The following is a 20501-nucleotide window of genomic DNA, read 5'->3' as shown; positions in this document are numbered from 1 at the left end:
TTAACCGAAACGGCATCCTCGGACTGCCGGCCTGGAACGGAGGAGACGGATGGGCGTGCTGAGCACCCAGGTCGATCCGGGCAGCGCGGAGTTCGCCACTAACGCGGCCGACCAGCAGGAGCTCGCCGAGGAGCTGGCCCGGCGCCTGGAGCGGGCGGCGCAGGGCGGGCCGGAGGCCTCCCGGCAACGGCACATGGCCCGCGGCAAGCTGCTGCCGCGCGAGCGGGTGGAGCACCTCCTGGACGAGGGCAGCGCGTTCCTGGAGATCGGCGCCCTGGCCGCCGGGGGGATGTACGACGACGAGTGCCCGGGGGCCGGCGTGATCGCCGGGATCGGCCTGGTCCACGGCCGGCAGCTGATGGTCGTGTGCAACGACGCCACGGTCAAGGGCGGCACCTACTACCCCATGACGGTCAAGAAGCACCTGCGCGCCCAGGAGATCGCCCTTGAGAACCGGCTGCCCTGCGTCTACCTCGTCGACTCGGGCGGGGCGTACCTGCCGCTGCAGGACGAGGTCTTCCCGGACCGGGAGCACTTCGGGCGGATCTTCTACCACCAGGCCAACCTCTCGGCGGCGAGGATCCCGCAGATCGCGGCCGTGCTCGGCTCCTGCACGGCGGGCGGGGCCTACGTCCCCGCGATGAGCGACGAGACCGTGATCGTGCGTGCGCAGGGCACCGTCTTCCTGGGCGGCCCGCCGCTGGTGAAGGCCGCGACCGGGGAGCAGGTCACCGCCGAGGAGCTCGGCGGCGGCGACCTGCACGCCCGGACGTCCGGGGTGGTCGACCACCTCGCCGAGAACGACGTGCACGCCCTGCAGATCGTCCGGGACATCGTGGCGACCCTGCCGCCGCCGGGTCCCCGGGCGTGGCCGGTGGCGGAGGTCGCGGCCCCGGCCGTGGCCGAGGACGAGATCCCGGGGGCGGTGCCGGTGGACCCCAACTCCGGCTACGACGTGCACGAGGTCATCGCCCGGCTCGTGGACGGCAGCCGCTTCTCCGAGTTCAAGGCCGCGTACGGCACCACTCTGGTCACCGGCTTCGCCCACGTCCACGGCCACCCCGTGGGGATCGTGGCCAACAACGGGGTGCTCTTCGCGGAGTCGGCGCTGAAGGGCGCGCACTTCGTCGAGCTGTGCGACCAGCGGGGGATCCCGCTGCTGTTCCTGCAGAACATCACCGGCTTCATGGTGGGCCGCGACTACGAGGCCGGCGGCATCGCCAAGCACGGCGCCAAGATGGTCACGGCCGTGGCCACCACCCGGGTGCCCAAGCTGACCGTGGTGATCGGCGGCTCCTTCGGCGCCGGCAACTACTCGATGTGCGGGCGGGCCTACTCCCCGCGCTTCCTGTTCCTGTGGCCCCAGGCGAGGACCTCGGTGATGGGTGGGACCCAGGCCGCCTCGGTGCTGGCCACCGTGAGGGCCGACCGGCTGGCCGCCCGCGGACAGGAGTGGGACCCGGCCGAGCGCGAGGCGTTCATGGCGCCGATCCGCCGGCAGTACGAGGAGCAGGGCAGTCCCTGGTACTCCACCGCCCGGCTGTGGGACGACGGCGTGATCGCCCCGGCCGACACCCGGGAGGTGCTCGGGCTGGCCCTCGAGGTCTGCTCCCGGACCCCGCTGCCCGAGCCTGCCTTCGGCCTCTTCCGGATGTGATCCCTGTGACCACCAGCACGCCCCCGCGCCGCTTCGACGTCGTCCTCGTCGCCAACCGCGGGGAGATCGCCCGCCGTATCCTGCGCACGCTCAAGGAGCTGGGGATCCGCTCGGTCGCGGTCCACAGCGAAGCCGACCGCGGCGCCGTGCACGTGCGCGAGGCCGACGTGGCCGTGTGCGTGGGCCCGGCGGCCCCGGCGCAGAGCTATCTGCGCATCGACGCCGTGCTCGAGGCGGCGCGGGCCACCGGCGCACAGGCGATCCACCCCGGCTACGGGTTCCTGTCCGAGAACGCCGCCTTCGCCCGGGCGTGCGCGGACGCGGGGATCGTGTTCATCGGCCCGGGCGTGGAGGCGCTCGAGACGATGGGCGACAAGATCCGTGCCAAACAGCACGTGTCCGCCGCCGGGGTGCCCACGGTCGCCGGGGTCTCGGAGCCCGGGCTCGACGACGACGCCCTGGTCGCCGCGGCCGCCGGGATGGACTTTCCCGTCCTGATCAAGCCCTCGGCCGGGGGCGGCGGCAAGGGCATGCACGTGGCGCGCACCCCCGAGGAGCTGCCGGAGAGCCTGGCCACGGCCCGCCGGGTGGCCGCGGCCGCGTTCGGGGACGACACCCTGCTCCTCGAGCAGCTCATCGAGTCCCCCCGGCACATCGAGGTGCAGGTCCTCGCCGACGCCCACGGTGCCGTGGTGCACCTGGGGGAGCGCGAGTGCTCGTTGCAGCGGCGGCACCAGAAGGTCATCGAGGAGGCGCCCTCGCCGCTGCTGGACCCCGCCACCCGGGAGAGGATCGGGGAGGCCGCCTGCCGGGTGGCCCGCTCCGTGGGCTACACCGGTGCGGGCACCGTGGAGTTCCTGGTGCCCGCCGCCCAGCCGGACACCTTCTTCTTCATGGAGATGAACACCCGTCTGCAGGTGGAGCACCCCGTCACGGAACTGGTCACCGGCGTGGACCTCGTGGCGCAGCAGATCCGCGTCGCCGCGGGAGAGCCGCTGGGCCTGGCGCAGGAGGACGTGGTGCTCAGCGGCCACGCGGTCGAGGCCCGGCTCTACGCCGAGGACCCCGCCCGCGGCTTCCTGCCCACCGCCGGCACCGTGCTGGCGCTGGAGGAGGCCTCCGGTCCGGGGATCCGGGTGGACTCCTCGCTGGCGCCGGGGCTGACGGTGGGCTCGGACTACGACCCGATGCTCGCCAAGGTCGTCGCCTGGGGCGCGGACCGGGCCCAGGCCCTCGACCGGCTCGACCTGGCTCTGGCACGGACCGTGGTGCTCGGGGTGGGCACCAACACCGAGTACCTGCGCGCCCTGCTGGCCGACCCGGAGGTGCGCGCCGGGGACATGGACACCACCCTCATCGAGCGGCGCCTGCCGGAGCTGGAGTTCACGGCCCCCGACGAGAGCCATTTCGCCGCCGCGGCCGCCCACCTCGCCCAGCACCACCCCGCCGACCCGCGCCCCGCCGGGGACACGAGCCCCTGGTCCCGCCCGGACGGCTGGCGGGCCGCCGGCCGCGCCCGGCCCGCGGTGGTGCTGGCCCACGGGCTCGAGGAGCCCCGCCGGACCGTCGTGGACCCCGCCGTGCGGCTGACCCCGCTGCCGGGCCGTCCGGCCGCGCACCTGCTCGAGATCGGCGGGACGTCGCGGGTGGTCCACGTCGCCGCCGCCGCGGGTGGGGACAGCGTGTGGGTGGGCGAGGACGGGTTCGCCGTGGAGCTCCAGGTCCTGACCCGCGAGGCCAGGCTCGAGCGGGTGCTGGCCGCCCTGGAGCGCACGGCCGGGCCCGCCGCCCCGGAGCTGCACTCGCCCATGCCCGGCACCGTCGTCGCCGTTCCGGTGCGCACCGGGGACCGGGTCGCCGAGGGCCGGACCGTGGTGGTGGTCGAGGCCATGAAGATGGAGCACCGCCTGACCGCGCCCACCGCGGGCACCGTCGAGCTCTCCGTGCGGACCGGCGAGCAGGTGCGGCTGCACCAGCTGCTCGCCCGCGTGGTCCCCGACGTCGTGCCCGGGGCCCTCTCCGGGGACGCCCGTGACCACGGGCCCGCCGGCAGCCCTGACGGGACGCCCGGCGACGCCCCCGAGGCACCCGGCACCCGACCGCCGACCGATCCCCGCCCGACCGACCAGGAGCACACCCCGTGAACTTCGAGCTCGACGAGGAGTACCAGGATCTCTCCGACACCGTCCGCGACTTCGCCGACGAGGTGATCGCCCCGGTTTCCGCGCAGTACGACGCGGCCCACGCGTTCCCCTACGACATCGTGGCGCAGATGGGCGAGATGGGCCTGTTCGGCCTGCCCTTCCCCGAGGAGTACGGGGGGATGGGCGGGGACTGCTTCGCCCTGTGCCTGGCGCTCGAGCAGATCGCCCGGGTCGACCAGTCCGTGGCCATCACCCTCGAGGCCGGCGTCTCCCTCGGCGCCATGCCCATCTTCCGCTTCGGCACCGAGGAGCAGAAGCAGCGGTGGCTCCCCGAGCTCGCCGCGGGCCGGGCGCTCGCCGGATTCGGCCTCACCGAGCCGGAGGCCGGCTCCGACGCCGGCGGCACCCGCACCACCGCGCAGCGGGAGGACGGGCAGTGGGTGGTCAACGGCACCAAGGAGTTCATCACCAACTCCGGCACCGACATCACCCGCCTGGTGAACGTCACCGCGGTCACGGGCACCACGGAGCTGCCGGACGGGCGGGTCCGGAAGGACATCTCCACGATCATCGTCCCCACGGACACCCCCGGCTTCCGCGCGGAGAAGGCCTACGACAAGGTCGGCTGGAACGCCTCGGACACCCACCCGCTGTCCCTCCAGGACGTGCGGGTCCCCGAGGAGAACCTGCTGGGGGAGGAGGGCCGCGGCTACGCGAACTTCCTGTCCATCCTCGACGAGGGCCGCATCGCCATCGCGGCCCTGGCCACGGGCGCCGCCCAGGGCTGCGTCGAGGAGTCCGTGCGCTACGCGCAGGAGCGGCAGTCCTTCGGCCGCCCCATCGGGGAGAACCAGGCCGTCTCCTTCAAGATCGCCCGCATGGAGGCCCGCGCTCACACCGCCCGGCTGGCCTACTACGACGCCGCCTCCCGGATGCTCGCCGGCCGGCCGTTCAAGACGCAGGCCGCGATCGCCAAGCTCGTGGCCGGGGAGGCCGCGATGGACAACGCCCGGGACGCCACCCAGGTCTTCGGCGGCTACGGGTTCATCAACGAGTTCCGGGTGGCCCGCCACTACCGGGACGCCAAGATCCTCGAGGTCGGCGAGGGCACCACCGAAGTGCAGCTCATGCTCATCGCCCGCGAGCTCGGACTGTGAGGAGGCGCCCGTGACCGAGGAGCGCAAGGTGGTCCGCCAGCGCGGGCTGTGGTTCGAGGAGTTCGAGGTCGGCACGGTCTACGAGCACGCCCCGGGCCGGACCGTCACCGAGGCGGACAACGTGCTGTTCACGACCCTCACCATGAACACCCAGTCCTTGCACCTGGACGCCGCGTGGTCGGCGCGCCAGCCCTTCGGCCGGCGGCTCGTGAACTCCATGTTCACCCTCTCGACCCTCGTGGGGGCGTCCGTGGCCCAGCTGACCCAGGGCACCATCGTGGCGAACCTCGGCTTCGAGGAGGTCGCGTTCCCGCACCCGCTCTTCCACGGGGACACCCTGTACTCGTCCTCCGAGATCCTCGGCACGCGACCCTCGTCCTCCCGGCCCGGGCAGGGGATCGTCCGCGTCAAGCACGTGGGCCGCAACCAGGACGGGGCTGTCGTCGCCGAGTGCACCCGCTCGGTGCTCATGTGGTCCCGCGACGTCGCCCCGCAGTGACCTCCCGCAGCGACAGCGCACCGCGACGACCCGCACCGGCACCCCGGAGCGGCACCCCGGCGAAGGAGCCCCGATGACCGACCCGTTCCCCCTCGGCCCGGCCCTGCTGTTCTGCCCGGCCGACCGCCCCGAGCGCTACGCCAAGGCGGCCGAGCGCGCCGACGCCGTGATCCTCGACCTGGAGGACGCCGTGGCGCCGTCCGCCAAGCCGGCCGCCCGGGACGCCCTCGTGGCCACGCCCCTGGACCCCGCCCGCACCGTCGTGCGGATCAACGCCGAGGACACCGAGGACTTCGCCCACGACCTCGTCGCGCTGCGGCACACCGAGTACACCACCGTGATGCTGCCCAAGACCGCCTCCGCCGAACGGCTCGCCGTCGCCGCGGAGCTGGGTCTGCACCGCGTCGTGGCGCTGTGCGAGACCGCGGAGGGCGTGGTCAACGCGGCCGAGATCGCTCGGGCCCCCAGCGTGGTCGCGCTGATGTGGGGCGCCGAGGACCTCGTGGCCTCGCTCGGCGGCAGCTCGTCCCGGCGCCGGGACGGCTCCTACCGGGACGTGGCCCGCCACGCCCGCTCCGCCGTCCTGCTCGCGGCGGGCGCCGCCGGCCGGCCCGCCATCGACGCGGTGCACGTCGACATCGGGGACCACGACGGGCTGCGCGAGGAGGCCCTGGACGCGGTGGCCTCCGGCTTCGCGGCCACCGCCTGCATCCACCCCGGGCAGGTCGAGACCATCCGCGCCGCCTACCGGCCCGACGCCGAGGAGGTCGAGGCCGCCCGCGATCTGCTCGACGCCGCCCGCCGCGCCCCCGGCGTCTTCACGTTCCGCGGGCGGATGGTCGACGAGCCCCTGATCCGCCACGCCGAGCGCCTCGTGCGCCGCGCGGACGCCTGAGCACCCCGTCCGCCGCACGAACCGCTCCGTCCAGCCCCGTCCTGTCCCGTTCTGCCCGTCCCGTCCGGAGGAGACCATGAGCCAGCCCCTGACGATCGTCGTCCCCGTCAAGCACGTCCCCGACGCCGCGGGAGGCCGCGTCCTCGCCGGGAGCCCACCGCTGCTCGAGCGCTCGTCCGGGATCCTCTCCGAGCTCGACGAGTACGCCCTCGAGGCCGCGGTGCAGACCGTCGAAACGCACGGCGGCGCAGCGGCCGGACACCGCGTGCTCGCCCTCACCCTGGGGCCCGCGGGCGCGACGGACGCGCTCAAGCGCGCCCTCCAGCTGGGCGCCGACGCCGGGTTCCACGTGCTCGACGACGCCCTCGCCGGCTCCGACGCCTGGGCCACCGCCCGCGTGCTGGCCGCCGCGGTCGAGCGGATCGCCGCCGAGGAGGACAAGGCCGTGGATCTCGTGCTCACCGGCATGGCCTCCACCGACGGCGAGACGTCCCTGGTTCCCGGTCAGCTGGCCGAGCGGCTCGGTCTCGCCCACGTCGGCTTCGCGAGCTCCCTGGCCCTGGCCGAGGACGGCGCCTCGCTCACGGCCACCCGGCACACAGAGACCGAGGCCCTCCTGGTCGTCGCGGACCTTCCGGCGCTCGTGGCCGTGACGGACCAGGCCAACACCCCCCGCTACCCCAACTTCAAGGCGATCATGGCGGCCAAGAAGAAGCCCGTGCGGACGTGGTCGGTCGCCGACCTCGGCCTGGACGCCGGCGCCGTGGGCCTCGTCGGCTCGCTCACCGAGGTGCTCGACGCCGTGCCGCGCCCGCCCCGGACCGCCGGGGAGGTCGTGCTCGACGAGGGCGAGGGCGGCATCCGTCTCGCCGAGTTCCTCCTGGCCCGGAAGCTCGTCTGAGCGCCCGGCCGCACCCCGCAGGACCCCCATCGCACGCGCCCGCCCACCGGGCAGGAGGAGGACGACCATGACCACGACCGCAACCACGACGAGCACGAGCACGACCGCCGCCCTGGTGGTGCTGGGCACCGCGGACCGGCTCCGCCGGGCCGACCGGGAGCTGCTCGTGCTCGCGGGCACCGTGGGCGCGACGCACGTCGTCGTGCCGGACGTGCCGGGCGACGCCCTGCTCGGCGAGCTCGCCGCCCACGCGGTGGACACCGTGCACGCCCCGGAGGGCGGCCCGGGGGACCGGCTCACCACGCCGGTGGTCGCGCTCGCGGAGGCGGCCGCCCGGGAGTCCGGTGCCACCGTGCTGCTGCTCGCCGGCACCCCCGAGGCCAGGGACGTCGCCGCGCGCCTCGGTGTGCGGCTCGATGCCGGTGTGGTCACCGACGTGGTGGCCCTCGACGACGACCTCGTCGCCACCAAGTCCGTCCTCGCCGGGGGATGGACCACCCGGTGCCGGGCCACGAGCCGGGTGCTGATCGCGACCGTCCGCCCCAACTCGGTCGACGTCCCCGCCGACCTCGCCGACGCCACCACGGAGGGGCAGGCCAGGACGCAGCGCCCGCGGGTGCGCACGCACGCCCTCGAGGACACCGTGCCCGCGGCCCGGGTGGTGGGCCGGGCGGAGCTGCCGGCCTCCGGGCGCCCGGCGCTGGGCGAGGCGCGCGTGGTCGTGGCCGGCGGCCGCGGCACGGGCGGGGACTTCGGCCCGCTCGAGGAGCTCGCGGACGTCCTGGGCGGGGCGATCGGGGCCTCCCGTGCGGCGGTGGACGCCGGGTGGATCGGCCCCGAGGCCCAGGTGGGCCAGACCGGCCACACCGTCTCCCCGCAGCTCTACGTCTCGTGCGGGATCTCCGGGGCCATCCAGCAGCGCGCGGGGATGCAGACGGCGGGAACGATCGTGGCCGTGAACAAGGACGAGCAGGCGCCGGTCTTCGAGATCGCCGACCTCGGCATCGTGGGCGACCTGCAGAAGGTGCTGCCCCAGGCGGTCGAGCACCTCAGGGCGCTGCGCGGCTAGGCTCCGGGCACCCGGTCCGGCCGGTGGACGCTCACCCCGGGACGGCCGCTCAGCGCACCACGGTCCGGTGGCCGGCGTCAAGCCGCCGGGTCCAGCCGCGGGCGTCGAGGTGCTCGAGCAGCGGGATCGCGACGCGCCGGGAGGTGCCGAGCGCCTGGCGCGCCTGGCTCGTGGTGAAGGGCTGCGGCAACCGGGCGAGCTCGCGCATCGCCAGGGCAGGGGCGGTGGGCAGCAGCACGACACCGTCCCCCAGCCGGAGCAGCCGGCCGGTCCTCTCGGCGGCGGCGAGCTCGCGGGCGCCGAGCCGCAGCTTCGTCAGGTCGTCGGCCTCGGGGCTCCGGAAGGGCTCGGCCCCGAGCCGTCGTTCCAGCTCGAGCACCGCGGTCTCGTGGGCGCCGAGGCCGCCGCGGTGGTGCGGGGAGCGGATGTGCCCGCCGTCCCGCTCCAGGCCGGCGCCGTGGACCACGGCGTCGACCAGCACGGCGTCCGGCAGCGCGAGCAGGTCACGGGCGGCGCCCCGCGAGAGGCCAGCGGCCAGGGGGTCGCGGGCGTGCAGCTCCTCCACCGCCGTGCGCAGCCGCTGCGTCCAGGACTCGAGCACGGGGGCGTGCACCCACCAGTCGCCGAGCACGCGCACGTCGACGGGCGGGGTGGCGCCCGCGGCGGGCAGCAGCCCGAGGCGGTGCAGGTGCTGCGCCTGCACCGCGCCGCGGCGGGCCACCTCCACGCCGACGTCCCCGTGCACGTCCATGCCGACGAGCCGGGCGGCGCGGCGCGCCCGGTCACCGCGCCGTCGCAGCGCGGGCGGATCGGCGTCGAGGACCTGGGCTCCTCCGAGCACCGAGCGGCTGCCGGGGTCGCGGAGCACCAGCCGGTCCCCGAGGACCAGGGGCAGGGGCCGGTCGAGGACCAGCCGGGCGTGGTCGTCGTCGAACGGGCTCAGCCGGGCGGGCACCGCCGCGGTGCCCGCGTGGACCACGAGCTGCTCGGCCGTCCCGGTGAAGGCAGGACCGGTGCTGCGGCGGATGTCGAGGACGCCGGTGAGCGGCCACGTGCCCGGGGTGACCAGGGCGTCGCCGCGGTGCACGTCGGCGGCGGACACCCCCCGCAGGTTGAGCGCCACGCGGGTGCACGGCTCCAGCGCGGTGCGCGGCACGTTCCGGCTGTGCATGCCACGGACAGCGACCGGCACGGCCTCGCCGTGGCCGAGCAGGTGCAGCCGGTCGCCCTGCCGGAGCGTTCCCGCGGTCAGCGTGCCGGTCACCACCGTGCCGGAACCGGTGATCGTGAAGGACCGGTCCACCCACAGCCGCAGCCACCCCTCGGCGGGCGCGGGCGTCCGCGCCAGGACGTCGTCGAGGACGGCGCGCAGCTCGGCGAGGCCCGTGCCCTCGAGGGCGGAGACGGTGACGACGGGCGCGTCGCGCAGTCCGGTCCCGGCCAGCTCGGCGCGGACCTGGGCGAGCACCTCGCCGGTGCGCGCGGGCGCCCGGTCGGCGCGGGTGAGCACCACCACGCCGTGCTCGATGCCGAGGGCCGCGACGGCGTCGCGGTGGTCGCCGGACTGGGCCTGCCACCCCTCGTCGACCGCGACGACGAAGCAGACGACGGGAGCCGGCCCGAGGCCGGCGAGCATGTTGCCGAGGAAGCGCTCGTGGCCCGGGACGTCCACGAAGGCCACGTCGCGCCCGGACGGCAGCGTGGTCCAGGCGTAGCCCAGGTCGATGGTCAGCCCGCGGCGGCGCTCCTCCTCCCACCGGTCGGGCTCCATGCCGGTGAGGGCCCGCACCAGGGTGCTCTTGCCGTGGTCGACGTGCCCGGCCGTGGCGACGACGTGCACGCTCACCGGGCCCCGCCGGTGACGCGGTCCGCCTCGGCGAGGGCGGTCAGGGCCGCCTGCACCGCCGCGCGCAGGCGCTCGTCGTCGGACTCGGGCACGCAGCGCAGGTCGAGCAGGCACGCGCGGTCGTGGACCCGGGGGAGCACGGCGGGGCGGCCGGCGCGCAGCAGCGGGGCCGCCGCCTCGGGCAGCCGCACCGCCCACCCCGGCAGGGGCACGCCGGGCGCACCGCCGCCGCCGACCCGGCCGTCGTGGGCGACCACCGGCGCGCCGACGGCCTGCGCGAGCCGCTCGGCCCGCTCGCGGAGCCGCTGCGGGTCCGCGTGCAGCGCCCTCTCGACCGGGGCGAGCCCACCGGTGAGCGTGGCCTCCAGCGCGGCGAGCGCGAGCTTGTCGGCGCGCACCGCCCGGGCGAGGGGGTGGGCGGCCAGGCGGGCGACGACGTCCGAGCTGCCGAGCACCAGTCCGGCCTGCGGGCCGCCGAGCAGCTTGTCGCCGCTGGCGATGACGATGTCGGCGCCGTCCTCGAGAGCGGCGGCGGCGTCGGGCTCGGACGGCAGGTGCGGGTCGGGGGTCAGCAGCCCGCTGCCGAGGTCGGCCACCAGGGGCACGCCGTGGGCCCGGGCCAGCGGCCGCAGCTCGCCGACCTCGACGGCCGAGGTGAATCCCTCCAGCCGGAAGTTGCTCGGGTGCACCTTGAGGAGGCACCCGGTCTCCGGGCCGATCGCCTCCGCGTAGTCGTGCAGGTGGGTCCGGTTGGTCGTGCCCACCTCGCGCAGCCGGGCGCCGGTCGACTCGATCAGCTCCGGCAGCCGGAAGCCGGCCCCGATCTCGACGAGCTCGCCGCGGCTGATCACCACGTCACGGCCGGCGGCCAGGGCCGTGGTGGCCAGCACCAGGGCGGCCGCGCCGTTGTTGACGACCAGTGCGTCCTGGGCCGGGGGGCAGGCGGCGAGCAGGGCCGCCCGGGCGGCGGCGCCGCGGCGGGAGCGGGCGCCGGTCACCAGGTCGAGCTCCACGTCGACGTACCCGCCGGCCGTGACCAGCGCGTCGAGGGCGGCCGCGGACAGCGGGGCGCGGCCGAGATTGGTGTGCACGACCACGCCGGTGGCATTGAGCACCGGAGTCAGGCTCGAGGCGGAGCGGGTCTCGAGCGCGGCGAGCACCGCCGGTGCGACCTCGCCGGGGGCGATCTCACCGCGCCGCGCCCGGTCCTGGGCGTCGCGCACCAGCGCGCGGAGGACGTCCTCGCTCAGCCGGCCGCGGGCCCGGCGGACGGGCGGCAGGGCCATGAGCTGGTCGGTGCGCGGGATCAGACGGCGTGGGTCGTCCAGGGCCACAGTCACTCCTCGTCGGGCGGCACGCGGTGCGGATGGGCAGCGCGGATGGGCAGCGCAGAGGTTGGCGGAGGCGGACGGGAATCGAACCCGCCAGGCCGAGGTGCTCGGCCTCACCGGTTTTGAAGACCGGGGGGCCCACCAGGACCCGGACGCCTCCGCCACCCAACCTAGCACCGCCGCCACCAGTAGGCTGACGGCATGGAACAGACCCGGACGTCGACCCCGTCCCCGTCCGCGACCGGAGCGGTCCGGCTGACCGGCTTCGCCCACGGCGGCGGGTGCGCGTGCAAGATCCCTCCCGGCGAGCTCGAGGACGCGGTCCGGGGCCTCACCGGCCAGGCGGGTGCCGGCGTGCTGGTCGGTCTCGACGACGGCGACGACGCCGCGGCCGTCCTGGTGCGCGAGGACCTCGCGGTGCTGTCCACCGCCGACTTCTTCACCCCGGTCGTCGACGACGCCTACGACTGGGGCCGGATCGCCGCCGCGAACGCGCTGTCGGACGTCTACGCCATGGGCGGGCGCCCGGTCATGGCGATCAACCTGGTCGGCTGGCCGCGGGAGAAGCTCCCGATGGAGCTGCTGACCGAGGTGCTCCGCGGCGGCCTGGCAGTCGCATCCGAGGCGGGGTGCCCGGTGATCGGGGGACACTCCATCGACGACCCGGAGCCGAAGTACGGCATGGCGGTGACCGGCGTGGCCGACCCGGACCGGCTGCTGCGCAACGACGCCGCCGCGCCGGGGCTGCCCCTCACCCTCACCAAGCCGATCGGCGTGGGCCTGCTCAACAACCGGCACAAGGCGACCGGCGAGGTGTTCGCCGAGGCGATCGCCACGATGACCCGGCTCAACCGGGACGCGGCCGAGGCGGCGCTGGCGGCCGGTGCCCGGGCCGCCACGGACGTCACCGGCTTCGGACTGCTCGGGCACCTGCACAAGCTGTGCCGTGCATCCGAGGTCGGGGCGGTCCTCGACCGCAGCGCCGTGCCCCTCGTCGAGGGGGCGGAACAGGCGCTGCGGGACGGCTACGTCTCCGGCGGGACCCGCCGCAACCTCGACTGGGTGCGCCCACACCTGCAGGCCGCGCCCGGTGTCGCCGAGGAGGACCTGCTGCTGCTGGCCGACGCCCAGACCTCGGGCGGCCTGCTGGTCGTCGGCGAGGTGCCCGGCTACCCCGTGGTCGGTCACACGGTCGCCGGCTCCGGCATCGCCGTGCGGTGAGCCCCGTCCCCGGACGGCGCCGGGTGCTCAGCCGGCGGTCGTGATGGCGTCGTCGGTGACCCCTGCGGCGCGACGAGCGGCCAGCCGCGCCTTCTGCGGCTCGATCGTGTAGCGGGGGTCCACGGCCGAGTGGAGACCGGCCTCCATCACGCCGAACCTGGTCAGCGCCGAGGAAGCCAGCAGCGCCAGTCCCGACGCCGCGGCGACGGCCCGGTGGCGTCCGCCCAGCAGCGCGCCGAGGCCGCCGGCGACCGCGAGCCGCTCGCTCCACGCGAGCATGGTCCCGGCCTGGCCGTGGTGCAGCGGCTCGGCCGCCACCGGGTCCATCCGGCGCTCCATCAGCTTCGTGGCGATCAGCTCGCCCACCACCCCCAGCACGGCGAGCCGCCGGGCGGGGCCGGCCTCGCCGACCGACGTCGTGACCATCGCCAGACCGCCCGAGGCGAGGCTCGCCGAGCTCACGAAGACGAACGCCAGGTCCTCGCGGGCGGCGTTCCACGTGGGCGTCGCCGTGTCCGAGAGCAGGGCCGCGGTGTAGGCGGCGAGCGGAGCGGCGAAGACCGCGGCCTCGACACCGGCCGGCCCCTCGACGGCGCGCAGCACCGGGCGCAGGGGACCCAGCGGCAGGCGGGAGCCGGTCATCCGGTCGACCTCGGCCGCGACCGCGGTCCCCATGCCGGCCCCGAACGCGCTGAGGATCCACGTGCCCATGCTCATCGGGGAGGTCGGCTTGAACGTGCGCAGCATGTGCAGGAAGCGCTCCGGGCGGCCGAGGTCGGCGACCAGGGCGGCCCCGCCGAGGCCGAGCGCGGTCACCGAGCCCAGCCGGGCGTTGCGGCGCAGCTCGTCCCGGCCAGTGAGCTGACCGCCGAGCGCCAGCAGCGCCGAGCCGCCGGCCACGCCGCCGAGGAACAGGTACGCGGCGACCTCGTGGCCCCAGGGCGCCGGCTTGACCACCGGACGGCCGTAGTAGGAGCCGAACTCCGGCTCCGGGACCATCGGCATCTCCCGGGAGCCGTCGCCACCGCCGCCCTGCCCGGCGCCCCGGCGTCGCGGGCCGTCCCGCCGCCGGCGGCGCGGCGGCTCGGGCGGGCGGTAGCTGTCGAACTCGGACAGGCTCACGAGCGCCCTCCCGCGAAGGCCAGGGCGGCGGCGGCGAGCATGCCCGCCGCGGCCAGGCCGGCCCGCTGGTACATCCGGGGCAGGTCGGCGGTCGGCACCCGCGGGTCGGGGGGAAGCCCGTAGACCTCCGGCTCGTCGAGCAGCAGGAACACCGAGCCGGTGCCGCCGACGCCGTCCAGCTCGTTGGCGCCGTAGAGCCTGGCCTCGGTGCGTCCCTGGGCGTGCAGCTCGGCGACCCGGTGCCGGGCCTGGTCGACCATGTCGTCGTGCTCGCCGTACTTGATGGACGTCGTCGGGCACGTCTGCGCGCACGCGGGCGTCTGGTCGTCCACCATGCGGTCGTAGCACAGGGTGCACTTCTGGGCGACGCCCACGTTCTTCACCTCGGGCTTGCCCGGCTGCCCGTCCCGCTCCGTCCTCGGCGCGGCCGTGCCGTCGGTGCGCCGTTCGATCACGCCGAACGGGCAGCCGGCCACGCAGGTGCCGCACCCGTTGCACACGTCGTCCTGCACGACCACGGTGCCGTGCTCGGTGCGGAACAGAGCCCCGGTGGGGCAGACGTCGAGGCACCCGGCGTGCGTGCAGTGCTTGCAGACGTCGGAGGACATCAGCCAGCGGAACTCCGGGGTGTCCGGCGGGGTGGTGTCCTCCGATGCCGTCTGCGGGCGCGCCTCGGGGGGGCCGACGCGCGGCATGCCCAGGCTCACGAGTTTGCGCCCGGACTCGCGGGCCTCCTCGATGCGCTCGCTGTCCTGCTCCACGAACGCCACGTGCCGCCAGGTGCTGGCGCCCAGCGAGCCGGTGTTGTCGTAGGAGGACTCCAGCAGCTCGAGGTCCCCGTCCTGCGGGTTCTGGTTCCACTCCTTGCAGGCCACCTCGCAGGCCTTGCAGCCGATGCAGATCGAGGTGTCCGTGAAAAAGCCCTTCCGCGCGTGCCGGTGCTCCCAGTGCGCGTCGGCCGTGGGATCGGTCGGTCCGGCCAGCTGGCCCATCAGTGCTCCCTCGTCGGGTCGGTGGTCGGGTCGGTGGTCGGGTCGGTGCGCCCGTCGGCGCTCCGGCCCGTGGCCCGGACGTCACCGGGCGCGGCGTCGGAGGCGTCGGCCTGGGTGTTGCCGGTCGCCACGGTGACGCCTGCGCGCTGCTGGTACTCCACGACCAGGTCGAGCAGTTCGGGACCCCGCGGCCGGCGGCCCGGGCGGATGTGGCAGGAGCCGACCTTGGAGTCCTGGATCTGCACGTTGGGCTCCAGCGTCAGGCCCAGCAGGTCGTTGGCGGAGTCGCCGCTGACCACGGCGTCGTCGCCCACGCCCCAGTGGTACGGGAGCCCGATCTGGTGCACGGTGTGCCCGCCCACCACGAGCGGCGTCATCCGCTCGGTGACGAGCACCCGGGCCTCGATCGCCGCCCGGGGCGAGACGATCGTGGCCCAGCCGTACGGCTCCAGCCCGCACTCGGCGGCGAGCTCGGGGGAGACCTCGCAGAACATCTCCGGCTGCAGCTCCGAGAGGTACGGCAGCCACCGGCTCATGCCGCCGGCGGTGTGGTGCTCCGTGAGCCGGTACGTGGTGAACACGTAGGGGTACACGTCCGCCCCCGGCTCCCCGGCGCTCGGGGCGCTGAGGTTGTCCTGGCGGGCGAACAGCACCCGGGAGGGGTTGCGCTGCTGGGTGTACAGGGCGTTGGCGACCGGCGACTCCTGCGGCTCGTAGTGCGTGGGCAGCGGCCCGTCCAGCACGCCCTTGGGCGCGTACAGCCAGCCCTTGCCGTCGGCCTGCATGATGAACGGGTCGTCGCCGGCCAGTGCGGCCGCGCCCCCGGAATCGGGGTCGGGGCGGGTGCCCGGGGCGAGGTGCAGCGGGAAGTCGGGCACGTCGTCCCCGACCCACTCGTCCTGCTCCTCGTCCCACCACACGAGCTTCTTGCGCTCGCTCCAGGGCCGGCCCTCGGGGTCGGCCGAGGCGCGGTTGTAGAGCAGACGGCGGTTGGCCGGCCACGCCCAGCCCCACTCCAGCGCGGCGCAGTCCTGCTCCTGGCCGGGTCTGCGCAGGGCGGCGCGGTTGACGCCGTCGGCGTAGACACCGGTGTAGATCCAGCAGCCGCCGGCGGTGGAACCGTCCGCGCGCATCTCGGTGTACGAGGACAGCGGCCTCCCGGCGTCCGGGCCGGTGAGGTGGCGGCCGTTGATCTCGGCGAGCACCGCCTCGGGGTCCGGCTCACCGTGCTCGTCGACGGGGTAGTCCCAGGTGAGGTCGAGCAGCGGGCGGTCGCGCTCGTCCTCGGACCCGGCCAGACGCTCCCGGATCCGCCGGCCCAGCTCGAAAAAGAACTGCAGCTCGCTCTGGCACTCACCCGGCGGCGCCACGGCCTGGTGACGCCACTGCAGCAGCCGCTGGGTCTGGGTGAACGTGCCCGACTTCTCCACGTGCGTGGCGGCGGGCAGGAAGAACACCTCGGTCTCGATGTCCTCGGTGCGCAGCTCGCCCGAGGCGATCTCCGGGCCGTCCTTCCACCAGGTCGCCGACTCGATGAGGTTGAGGTCCCGCACCACCAGCCACTTGAGGTGGGACATGGCCATCCGCTGCATCCGGCCGTTGGAGGACCCCACCGCGGGGTTCTGGCCGAGCAGGAAGTAGCCCTCCACCTCGTCCGCGAGCATCTTCGTCAGCGTCTGGAAGGTGCCGTGGGCCCCGGTGAGGCGCGGCAGGTAGTCGTAGGCCCAGTCGTTGTCCGCGCTGGCGGCGTCCCCCCACCAGGCCTTGAGCAGGCTCGTCGTGTAGGCGTCGGCCTCGGCCCAGTAGCCCTTCTGCTTCTTCGACGCGATCGCGGCCAGGTAGTCCTCGAACGTGTCGTGGGTGCCGGCCACCGGCATCGGCAGGTAGCCGGGCAGCAGGTTGAACAGCGTCGGGATGTCGGTCGAGCCCTGGATGCTGGCGTGCCCGCGCAGGGCCATGATCCCTCCGCCGGGCCGCCCCATGTTGCCCAGTAGGAGCTGCAGGATCGAGGCGGTGCGGATGAACTGCGCGCCCAGGCTGTGCTGGGTCCAGCCCACGGCGTAGGCGAAGCAGGTGGTCCGCTCGCGCCCGGAGTTCTCGGTGATGGAGCGGGCCAGGTACGCGAAGTCCTCGGGGCCGATGCCGCACACCTCCTGCACCATCTCCGGGGTGTAGCGCACGAAGTGCCGTTTGAGGATCTGGAACACCGTCCGGGGGTCCTGCAGGGTGTCGTCGCGCTGCATGCGGGCGTGCTCCATCGGGGCGCCGCCGCTGCCGAGCTGCTGGCCGGCGGCCTCGTCCACCGCCTCGGCCCCGTCCTCGGGGTCGCCCGCCGGCGCGTCCACCGTGCCGTCGTCGTCCCCGGAGCCGTCCTCGTCCTCGTCGTAGGCCCACGACGACAGGTCGTACTGACCGGTCTCCGGGTCGAACCCGGAGAACAGCCCGTCGAGGTCCTCGGCGTCGCGGAAGTCCTCGTTCACGATCGTGGCCGCGTTGGTGTAGGCGCGGACGTACTCCTCGAACCACAGGTCATGGGTGAGCACGTGGTTGATCAGCGCGCCGAGCAGCACGATGTCCGAGCCGGCCCGGATCGGGACGTGCTTGTCAGCGACGGCCGAGGTGCGGGTGAAGCGCGGGTCGACGTGGATGACCCGGGCGCCGCGGGCCTTGGCCTCCGTTACCCACTGGTAGCCCACGGGGTGGCACTCGGCCATGTTGGAGCCCTGGATGACGATGCAGTCGGCGTTGGCCATGTCCTGCAGGGACTGCGTGGCGCCGCCACGTCCGAACGAGGCTCCCAGACCGGGAACCGTGGCGGAGTGTCAAATGCGGGCCTGGTTCTCGATCTGGATCGCTCCCGCGGCGGTGAAGAGCTTCTTGATCAGGTAGTTCTCTTCGTTGTCCAGCGTGGCGCCGCCCAGGGCGGCGAAGCCCATCGTGCGGCGCAGCGGACGGCCCTGCTCGTCGGCGTCCTGCCAGCCGTTGCGGCGCGCCTCGAGGACGCGGTCGGCGACCATCTCCACGGCGGTGTCCAGGTCCAGGCGCTGCCACTCGGTGGCCCGGGGTGCACGGTAGAGCACCTCGGTCTGCCGGCCGGGCGCGTTGACGAGCTGCTCGCTGGCCGAGCCCTTGGGGCACAGCCGGCCGCGCGAGATCGGCGAGTCCGGGTCGCCCTCGATCTGGACGACCTTCTCGTCCTTGACGTACACCCGCTGGCCGCAGCCGACCGCGCAGTACGGGCACACGCTCTGCACGACCCGGTCCGCGGTGCTCGTGCGCGGGGTCGTGGACCGGGTGCGCTCCGAGGTCACCGCCGGGCCGCGACCGAGCAGGTCGCCCGAACGGATCTGCCGGAGGACCGGCCACTCCAGGGGACTGAATCGTGACATGCCAGGAGCATAGCCCGCTGGGCCGCAGAGTGGCAGGGGCCACACCGGCGGGGCGCGGGCGCCGCCGCCCGCCGGTGGGCACGACCCGCTGGACGCCCGGGAACTCCGCCGTCCGGGAGGGCGTACCCATCAGCCGACCGCGGGTGCCCCACACCGCGGGTGTCCCGCACGGCGGCCGCGATCGCCCGTTCGAGGGGTCTCCGAGCGAACGTCGTCTGCCGCAGCACGGCCACAACGGCCGCGACGGCCACGTGCACGGCGAACCGGAGCGTTGCCGCACGTCACAATGGGATTGTGAAGCGTTCACCAGCGCCCCTCTGGAAGTCCGCCGGGGTGGCTGGTTCGATGGGAGCGGGTCCCGCCGGCCTGCGCCGAGTGCAGGCCCGGGGTTGCGACAGCAGATCTCGAGGAGGGTTCGATGATGAGCAAGGCACTGTCCCCCCGGTCGACGGCCCGGTCGGTCGACCTCGTCCACGTCCCGCTGTCCCCAGGGTCCCCGGCGCGCCCGGCCGAGGCCGGCCCCGGCAACCCTGTCGGTGACCTCTGCTTCCATCCTGCCGGGCTCCTCCAGCGGGTCTTCACCGCCGCGGGGGAGGTCGAGGCCGCGGAGTGGGCGCTCGACCAGGTCCTCGAGGCCGCGGCCTCCGGCGAGGAGGTGGGGATCGGCTTCGACGTCGCACCCCTTGACGGAGCCCTGGAGTCGGCGCGCTGGGCGCTGGACCGGGCCGTGGGCGCTCTGCATGCCGAGCTCCGCTGCGCGGCACGGCACGGCGTCCCGCTCGTCCTCCTCGCCGAGGCGTCCGCGACGGACGCCGGAGAGCTGCGTGCCCTGCTGCACTCCGCCGACGCTCCCGCCGGACCCGGACCCGGACCCGGACCCGGCCCCGGACCCGAGGGACTGGCCGCCGCAGTCTGAGCCGAAGCCACCGGGTTGCCCCGGAGAAGTTCTCGGGGAGGGCGGATCGGGTGCGAGCATCGCTCCGCCCGCGATGTCGAGCACGGGAGCAACGAGCCCGACCCTTTCAGGGCCGAGCCGTTGACCGCGTACATCGGCGGGTGCGAAGCCCCGCCGCTCTCCGACGTGCTGATCGAGGACGAGCCGTTGGAGGACGCAGGGCACGCCGTCCAGTGGCGAGGTCGTACTCGGCACTCAGCGTGTCTCGGGAATTCCGGGGACTCCCCCGGTGAGCGGCCCGGCCGAGCCCGGGAACGCCGCGCGGGCCCACAGCCGCATCACGGCGTAGCTGCGCCACGGGCTCCAGGCCGCGGCCGTCGCCGCGGCGGCGGCCGCCCCGGCCGCCCCCAGCGCGCGGCGCAGGACCAGGTCCTGGGGCAGGAAGACGTCGGGGTCGCCCAGGACGCGCAGCGAGATCGACCCCGCCGTCCAGGGGCCGATCCCCGGCAGGGCGAGCAGTCGCTCGCGCAGCAGTGCGGCGTCCTCCCCGGCCGGCGCGCCGGCACGTCCGGGCCGAGCGTCGAGGCCGAGCCCGTCGCGGACGGCCACGGCGAGCGCGTGGACGGTCGCGGCCCTGCGGGTGGTCACGCCCACGTCCCGCTGCAGCTCGGCGGGGTCCGTCCCGGCGATCCGGTGGGCCGTCGGAAAGGCGATGGCGCCGCCGGCCACGGGGGTGCCGTGGTGACGGACCAGGCGCCCGGCGAAGGTGCGGGCCGCGGCGAGGGAGACCTGCTGCCCGAGCACGGTCAGGACCGCCGTCTCGAAGCCGTCCGGTGAGCCGGGCAGCCGGATCAGGGGCCAGGCGAGCACGTCGGCGGCGAGCGTGGGGTCGGCCGCCAGGGCGCGGTCGGCGGCGGGGGACTCCGTGCCCTCGCCGAGCCAGCGGCGCACGCGGTCCAGCACGGGCTCCAGGGCGTCCGCCGCCCCGGGGTCCACGTGCACCGGGAGACCGGCCGGCGTCAGGCGGTTCCACCCGACGGTCACGGTCCGGACCGCGCCGTCCACGACGACGGGGCGCCGGTGGTCGCCGCCCGCGAGGTCGTCGCACCCGGGCACGGCCTGGGACGCCAGGAAGTCCCGGAGGAACCCGGGGGACGCCGGTGGCGGGAGCAGGACGTCCACGGCACCAGCGGACCCGTCGTCGTGCATGCGCGGCTCCCGGTCGTCGAGGGGCGGAGGTCTCGGACCCAGCCTGTCCCCGGGAGCCGCCGCCTGTCCAGGCGGAAATGGCGCCGAGGCCCCGTCCAGAGTGTTCAACAATGAGTGCCTGGTGTTCGCCGTCGTCGACATCGTCGTCTCCGTCGCCGGGGACCGCGCTGGGCA

The 20501-nt window shown here is 75.0% G+C and carries 15 protein-coding genes and 1 tRNA gene; 9 read left to right on the top strand and 7 right to left on the bottom strand.

Translation table 11 applies throughout. The features are described 5' to 3' along the window. The first annotated feature begins 49 nt into the window (after window positions 1–49). From ACFYE1_RS14930 to ACFYE1_RS14900, 7 genes are all read left to right on the top strand, one after another. A complete protein-coding gene (locus tag ACFYE1_RS14930) occupies window positions 50–1657 on the top strand; it encodes a carboxyl transferase domain-containing protein (protein WP_387744466.1) in 1608 nt (535 codons plus the stop codon). Further along, the gene (locus ACFYE1_RS14925; protein ID WP_387744463.1) at window positions 1654–3801 is read left to right on the top strand and encodes an ATP-binding protein; all 2148 of its coding nucleotides are present in this window, start codon (window positions 1654–1656) and stop codon (window positions 3799–3801) included. Before ACFYE1_RS14930 ends, ACFYE1_RS14925 begins: the two co-directional genes overlap by 4 nt. Next, entirely contained in the window at window positions 3798–4958 is a 1161-nt protein-coding gene (locus tag ACFYE1_RS14920; RefSeq protein WP_387744460.1) for an acyl-CoA dehydrogenase family protein, read from the top strand. Before ACFYE1_RS14925 ends, ACFYE1_RS14920 begins: the two co-directional genes overlap by 4 nt. 10 nt (window positions 4959–4968) lie before the next feature. After that, window positions 4969–5457, top strand: coding sequence for a MaoC family dehydratase (locus ACFYE1_RS14915; protein WP_387744457.1), 489 nt, complete (start codon window positions 4969–4971; stop codon window positions 5455–5457). Between the two features lie 73 nt (window positions 5458–5530). After that, window positions 5531–6352, top strand: a complete 822-nt coding sequence (locus tag ACFYE1_RS14910) for an HpcH/HpaI aldolase/citrate lyase family protein (protein WP_387744454.1) — start codon at window positions 5531–5533, stop codon at window positions 6350–6352. Window positions 6353–6428: 76 nt separating this feature from the next. Beyond that, a complete protein-coding gene (locus ACFYE1_RS14905; RefSeq protein ID WP_387744451.1) occupies window positions 6429–7253 on the top strand; it encodes an electron transfer flavoprotein subunit beta/FixA family protein in 825 nt (274 codons plus the stop codon). Between the two features lie 67 nt (window positions 7254–7320). After that, a complete protein-coding gene (locus ACFYE1_RS14900) occupies window positions 7321–8322 on the top strand; it encodes an electron transfer flavoprotein subunit alpha/FixB family protein (RefSeq protein ID WP_387744448.1) in 1002 nt (333 codons plus the stop codon). 49 nt (window positions 8323–8371) lie between these two features. Here ACFYE1_RS14900 and selB read toward each other — a convergent pair whose 3' ends face one another. From selB to ACFYE1_RS14885, 3 genes are all read right to left on the bottom strand, one after another. Next, a complete protein-coding gene (selB, locus tag ACFYE1_RS14895; protein WP_387744488.1) occupies window positions 8372–10162 on the bottom strand; it encodes a selenocysteine-specific translation elongation factor in 1791 nt (596 codons plus the stop codon). Window positions 10163–10164: 2 nt separating this feature from the next. Then, entirely contained in the window at window positions 10165–11502 is a 1338-nt protein-coding gene (gene selA / locus ACFYE1_RS14890; RefSeq protein ID WP_387744445.1) for an L-seryl-tRNA(Sec) selenium transferase, read from the bottom strand. A 62-nt stretch (window positions 11503–11564) separates the two neighbouring features. Beyond that, window positions 11565–11659: transfer RNA gene (locus tag ACFYE1_RS14885), tRNA-Sec, on the bottom strand. 41 nt (window positions 11660–11700) lie between these two features. On the opposite strand from ACFYE1_RS14885, the gene selD reads away from it, so the two are divergent. Further along, entirely contained in the window at window positions 11701–12720 is a 1020-nt protein-coding gene (gene selD / locus ACFYE1_RS14880; protein WP_387744442.1) for a selenide, water dikinase SelD, read from the top strand. A gap of 27 nt (window positions 12721–12747) precedes the next feature. Here the strand turns inward: selD and nrfD are convergent, their stop codons facing one another. The 3 genes from nrfD to fdh are packed head-to-tail and all read right to left on the bottom strand — an operon-like array spanning window position 12748 to window position 18223. Continuing rightward, window positions 12748–13842, bottom strand: coding sequence for an NrfD/PsrC family molybdoenzyme membrane anchor subunit (nrfD, locus tag ACFYE1_RS14875; RefSeq protein WP_387744439.1), 1095 nt, complete (start codon window positions 13840–13842; stop codon window positions 12748–12750). Continuing rightward, window positions 13839–14834, bottom strand: a complete 996-nt coding sequence (locus tag ACFYE1_RS14870; protein ID WP_387744436.1) for a 4Fe-4S dicluster domain-containing protein — start codon at window positions 14832–14834, stop codon at window positions 13839–13841. The genes nrfD and ACFYE1_RS14870 overlap by 4 nt, the downstream gene beginning before the upstream one ends. Beyond that, a complete protein-coding gene (gene fdh, locus ACFYE1_RS14865; protein ID WP_387744433.1) occupies window positions 14834–18223 on the bottom strand; it encodes a formate dehydrogenase in 3390 nt (1129 codons plus the stop codon). The genes ACFYE1_RS14870 and fdh overlap by 1 nt, the downstream gene beginning before the upstream one ends. Window positions 18224–18641: 418 nt before the next feature. On the opposite strand from fdh, the gene ACFYE1_RS14860 reads away from it, so the two are divergent. Further along, window positions 18642–19139, top strand: a complete 498-nt coding sequence (locus tag ACFYE1_RS14860; RefSeq protein ID WP_387744430.1) for a hypothetical protein — start codon at window positions 18642–18644, stop codon at window positions 19137–19139. Between the two features lie 234 nt (window positions 19140–19373). Here the strand turns inward: ACFYE1_RS14860 and ACFYE1_RS14855 are convergent, their stop codons facing one another. Continuing rightward, complete coding sequence (locus tag ACFYE1_RS14855) at window positions 19374–20327, bottom strand: DNA-3-methyladenine glycosylase family protein (protein WP_387744427.1); 954 nt, start codon at window positions 20325–20327, stop codon at window positions 19374–19376. Window positions 20328–20501 lie beyond the last annotated feature (174 nt).

It is taken from the genome of Kocuria nitroreducens, from assembly GCF_042879195.1.
GTDB classification, from domain to species: Bacteria; Actinomycetota; Actinomycetes; order Actinomycetales; family Micrococcaceae; genus Kocuria; species Kocuria nitroreducens.
This window is presented reverse-complemented; position numbering and strand designations above follow the sequence as displayed.

What these genes read in the sequence shown, in the direction of transcription:
- ACFYE1_RS14930 (WP_387744466.1), top strand. Translation starts at nt 50, where the DNA reads ATGGGCGTGCTGAGCACCCAGGTCGATCCGGGCAGCGCGGAGTTCGCC.
- ACFYE1_RS14910 (WP_387744454.1), top strand. Translation starts at nt 5,531, where the DNA reads ATGACCGACCCGTTCCCCCTCGGCCCGGCCCTGCTGTTCTGCCCGGCC.
- ACFYE1_RS14905 (WP_387744451.1), top strand. Translation starts at nt 6,429, where the DNA reads ATGAGCCAGCCCCTGACGATCGTCGTCCCCGTCAAGCACGTCCCCGAC.
- ACFYE1_RS14900 (WP_387744448.1), top strand. Translation starts at nt 7,321, where the DNA reads ATGACCACGACCGCAACCACGACGAGCACGAGCACGACCGCCGCCCTG.
- selD (WP_387744442.1), top strand. Translation starts at nt 11,701, where the DNA reads ATGGAACAGACCCGGACGTCGACCCCGTCCCCGTCCGCGACCGGAGCG.
- ACFYE1_RS14870 (WP_387744436.1), bottom strand. Translation starts at nt 14,834, where the DNA reads ATGGGCCAGCTGGCCGGACCGACCGATCCCACGGCCGACGCGCACTGG.
- ACFYE1_RS14860 (WP_387744430.1), top strand. Translation starts at nt 18,642, where the DNA reads ATGATGAGCAAGGCACTGTCCCCCCGGTCGACGGCCCGGTCGGTCGAC.
- ACFYE1_RS14855 (WP_387744427.1), bottom strand. Translation starts at nt 20,327, where the DNA reads ATGCACGACGACGGGTCCGCTGGTGCCGTGGACGTCCTGCTCCCGCCA.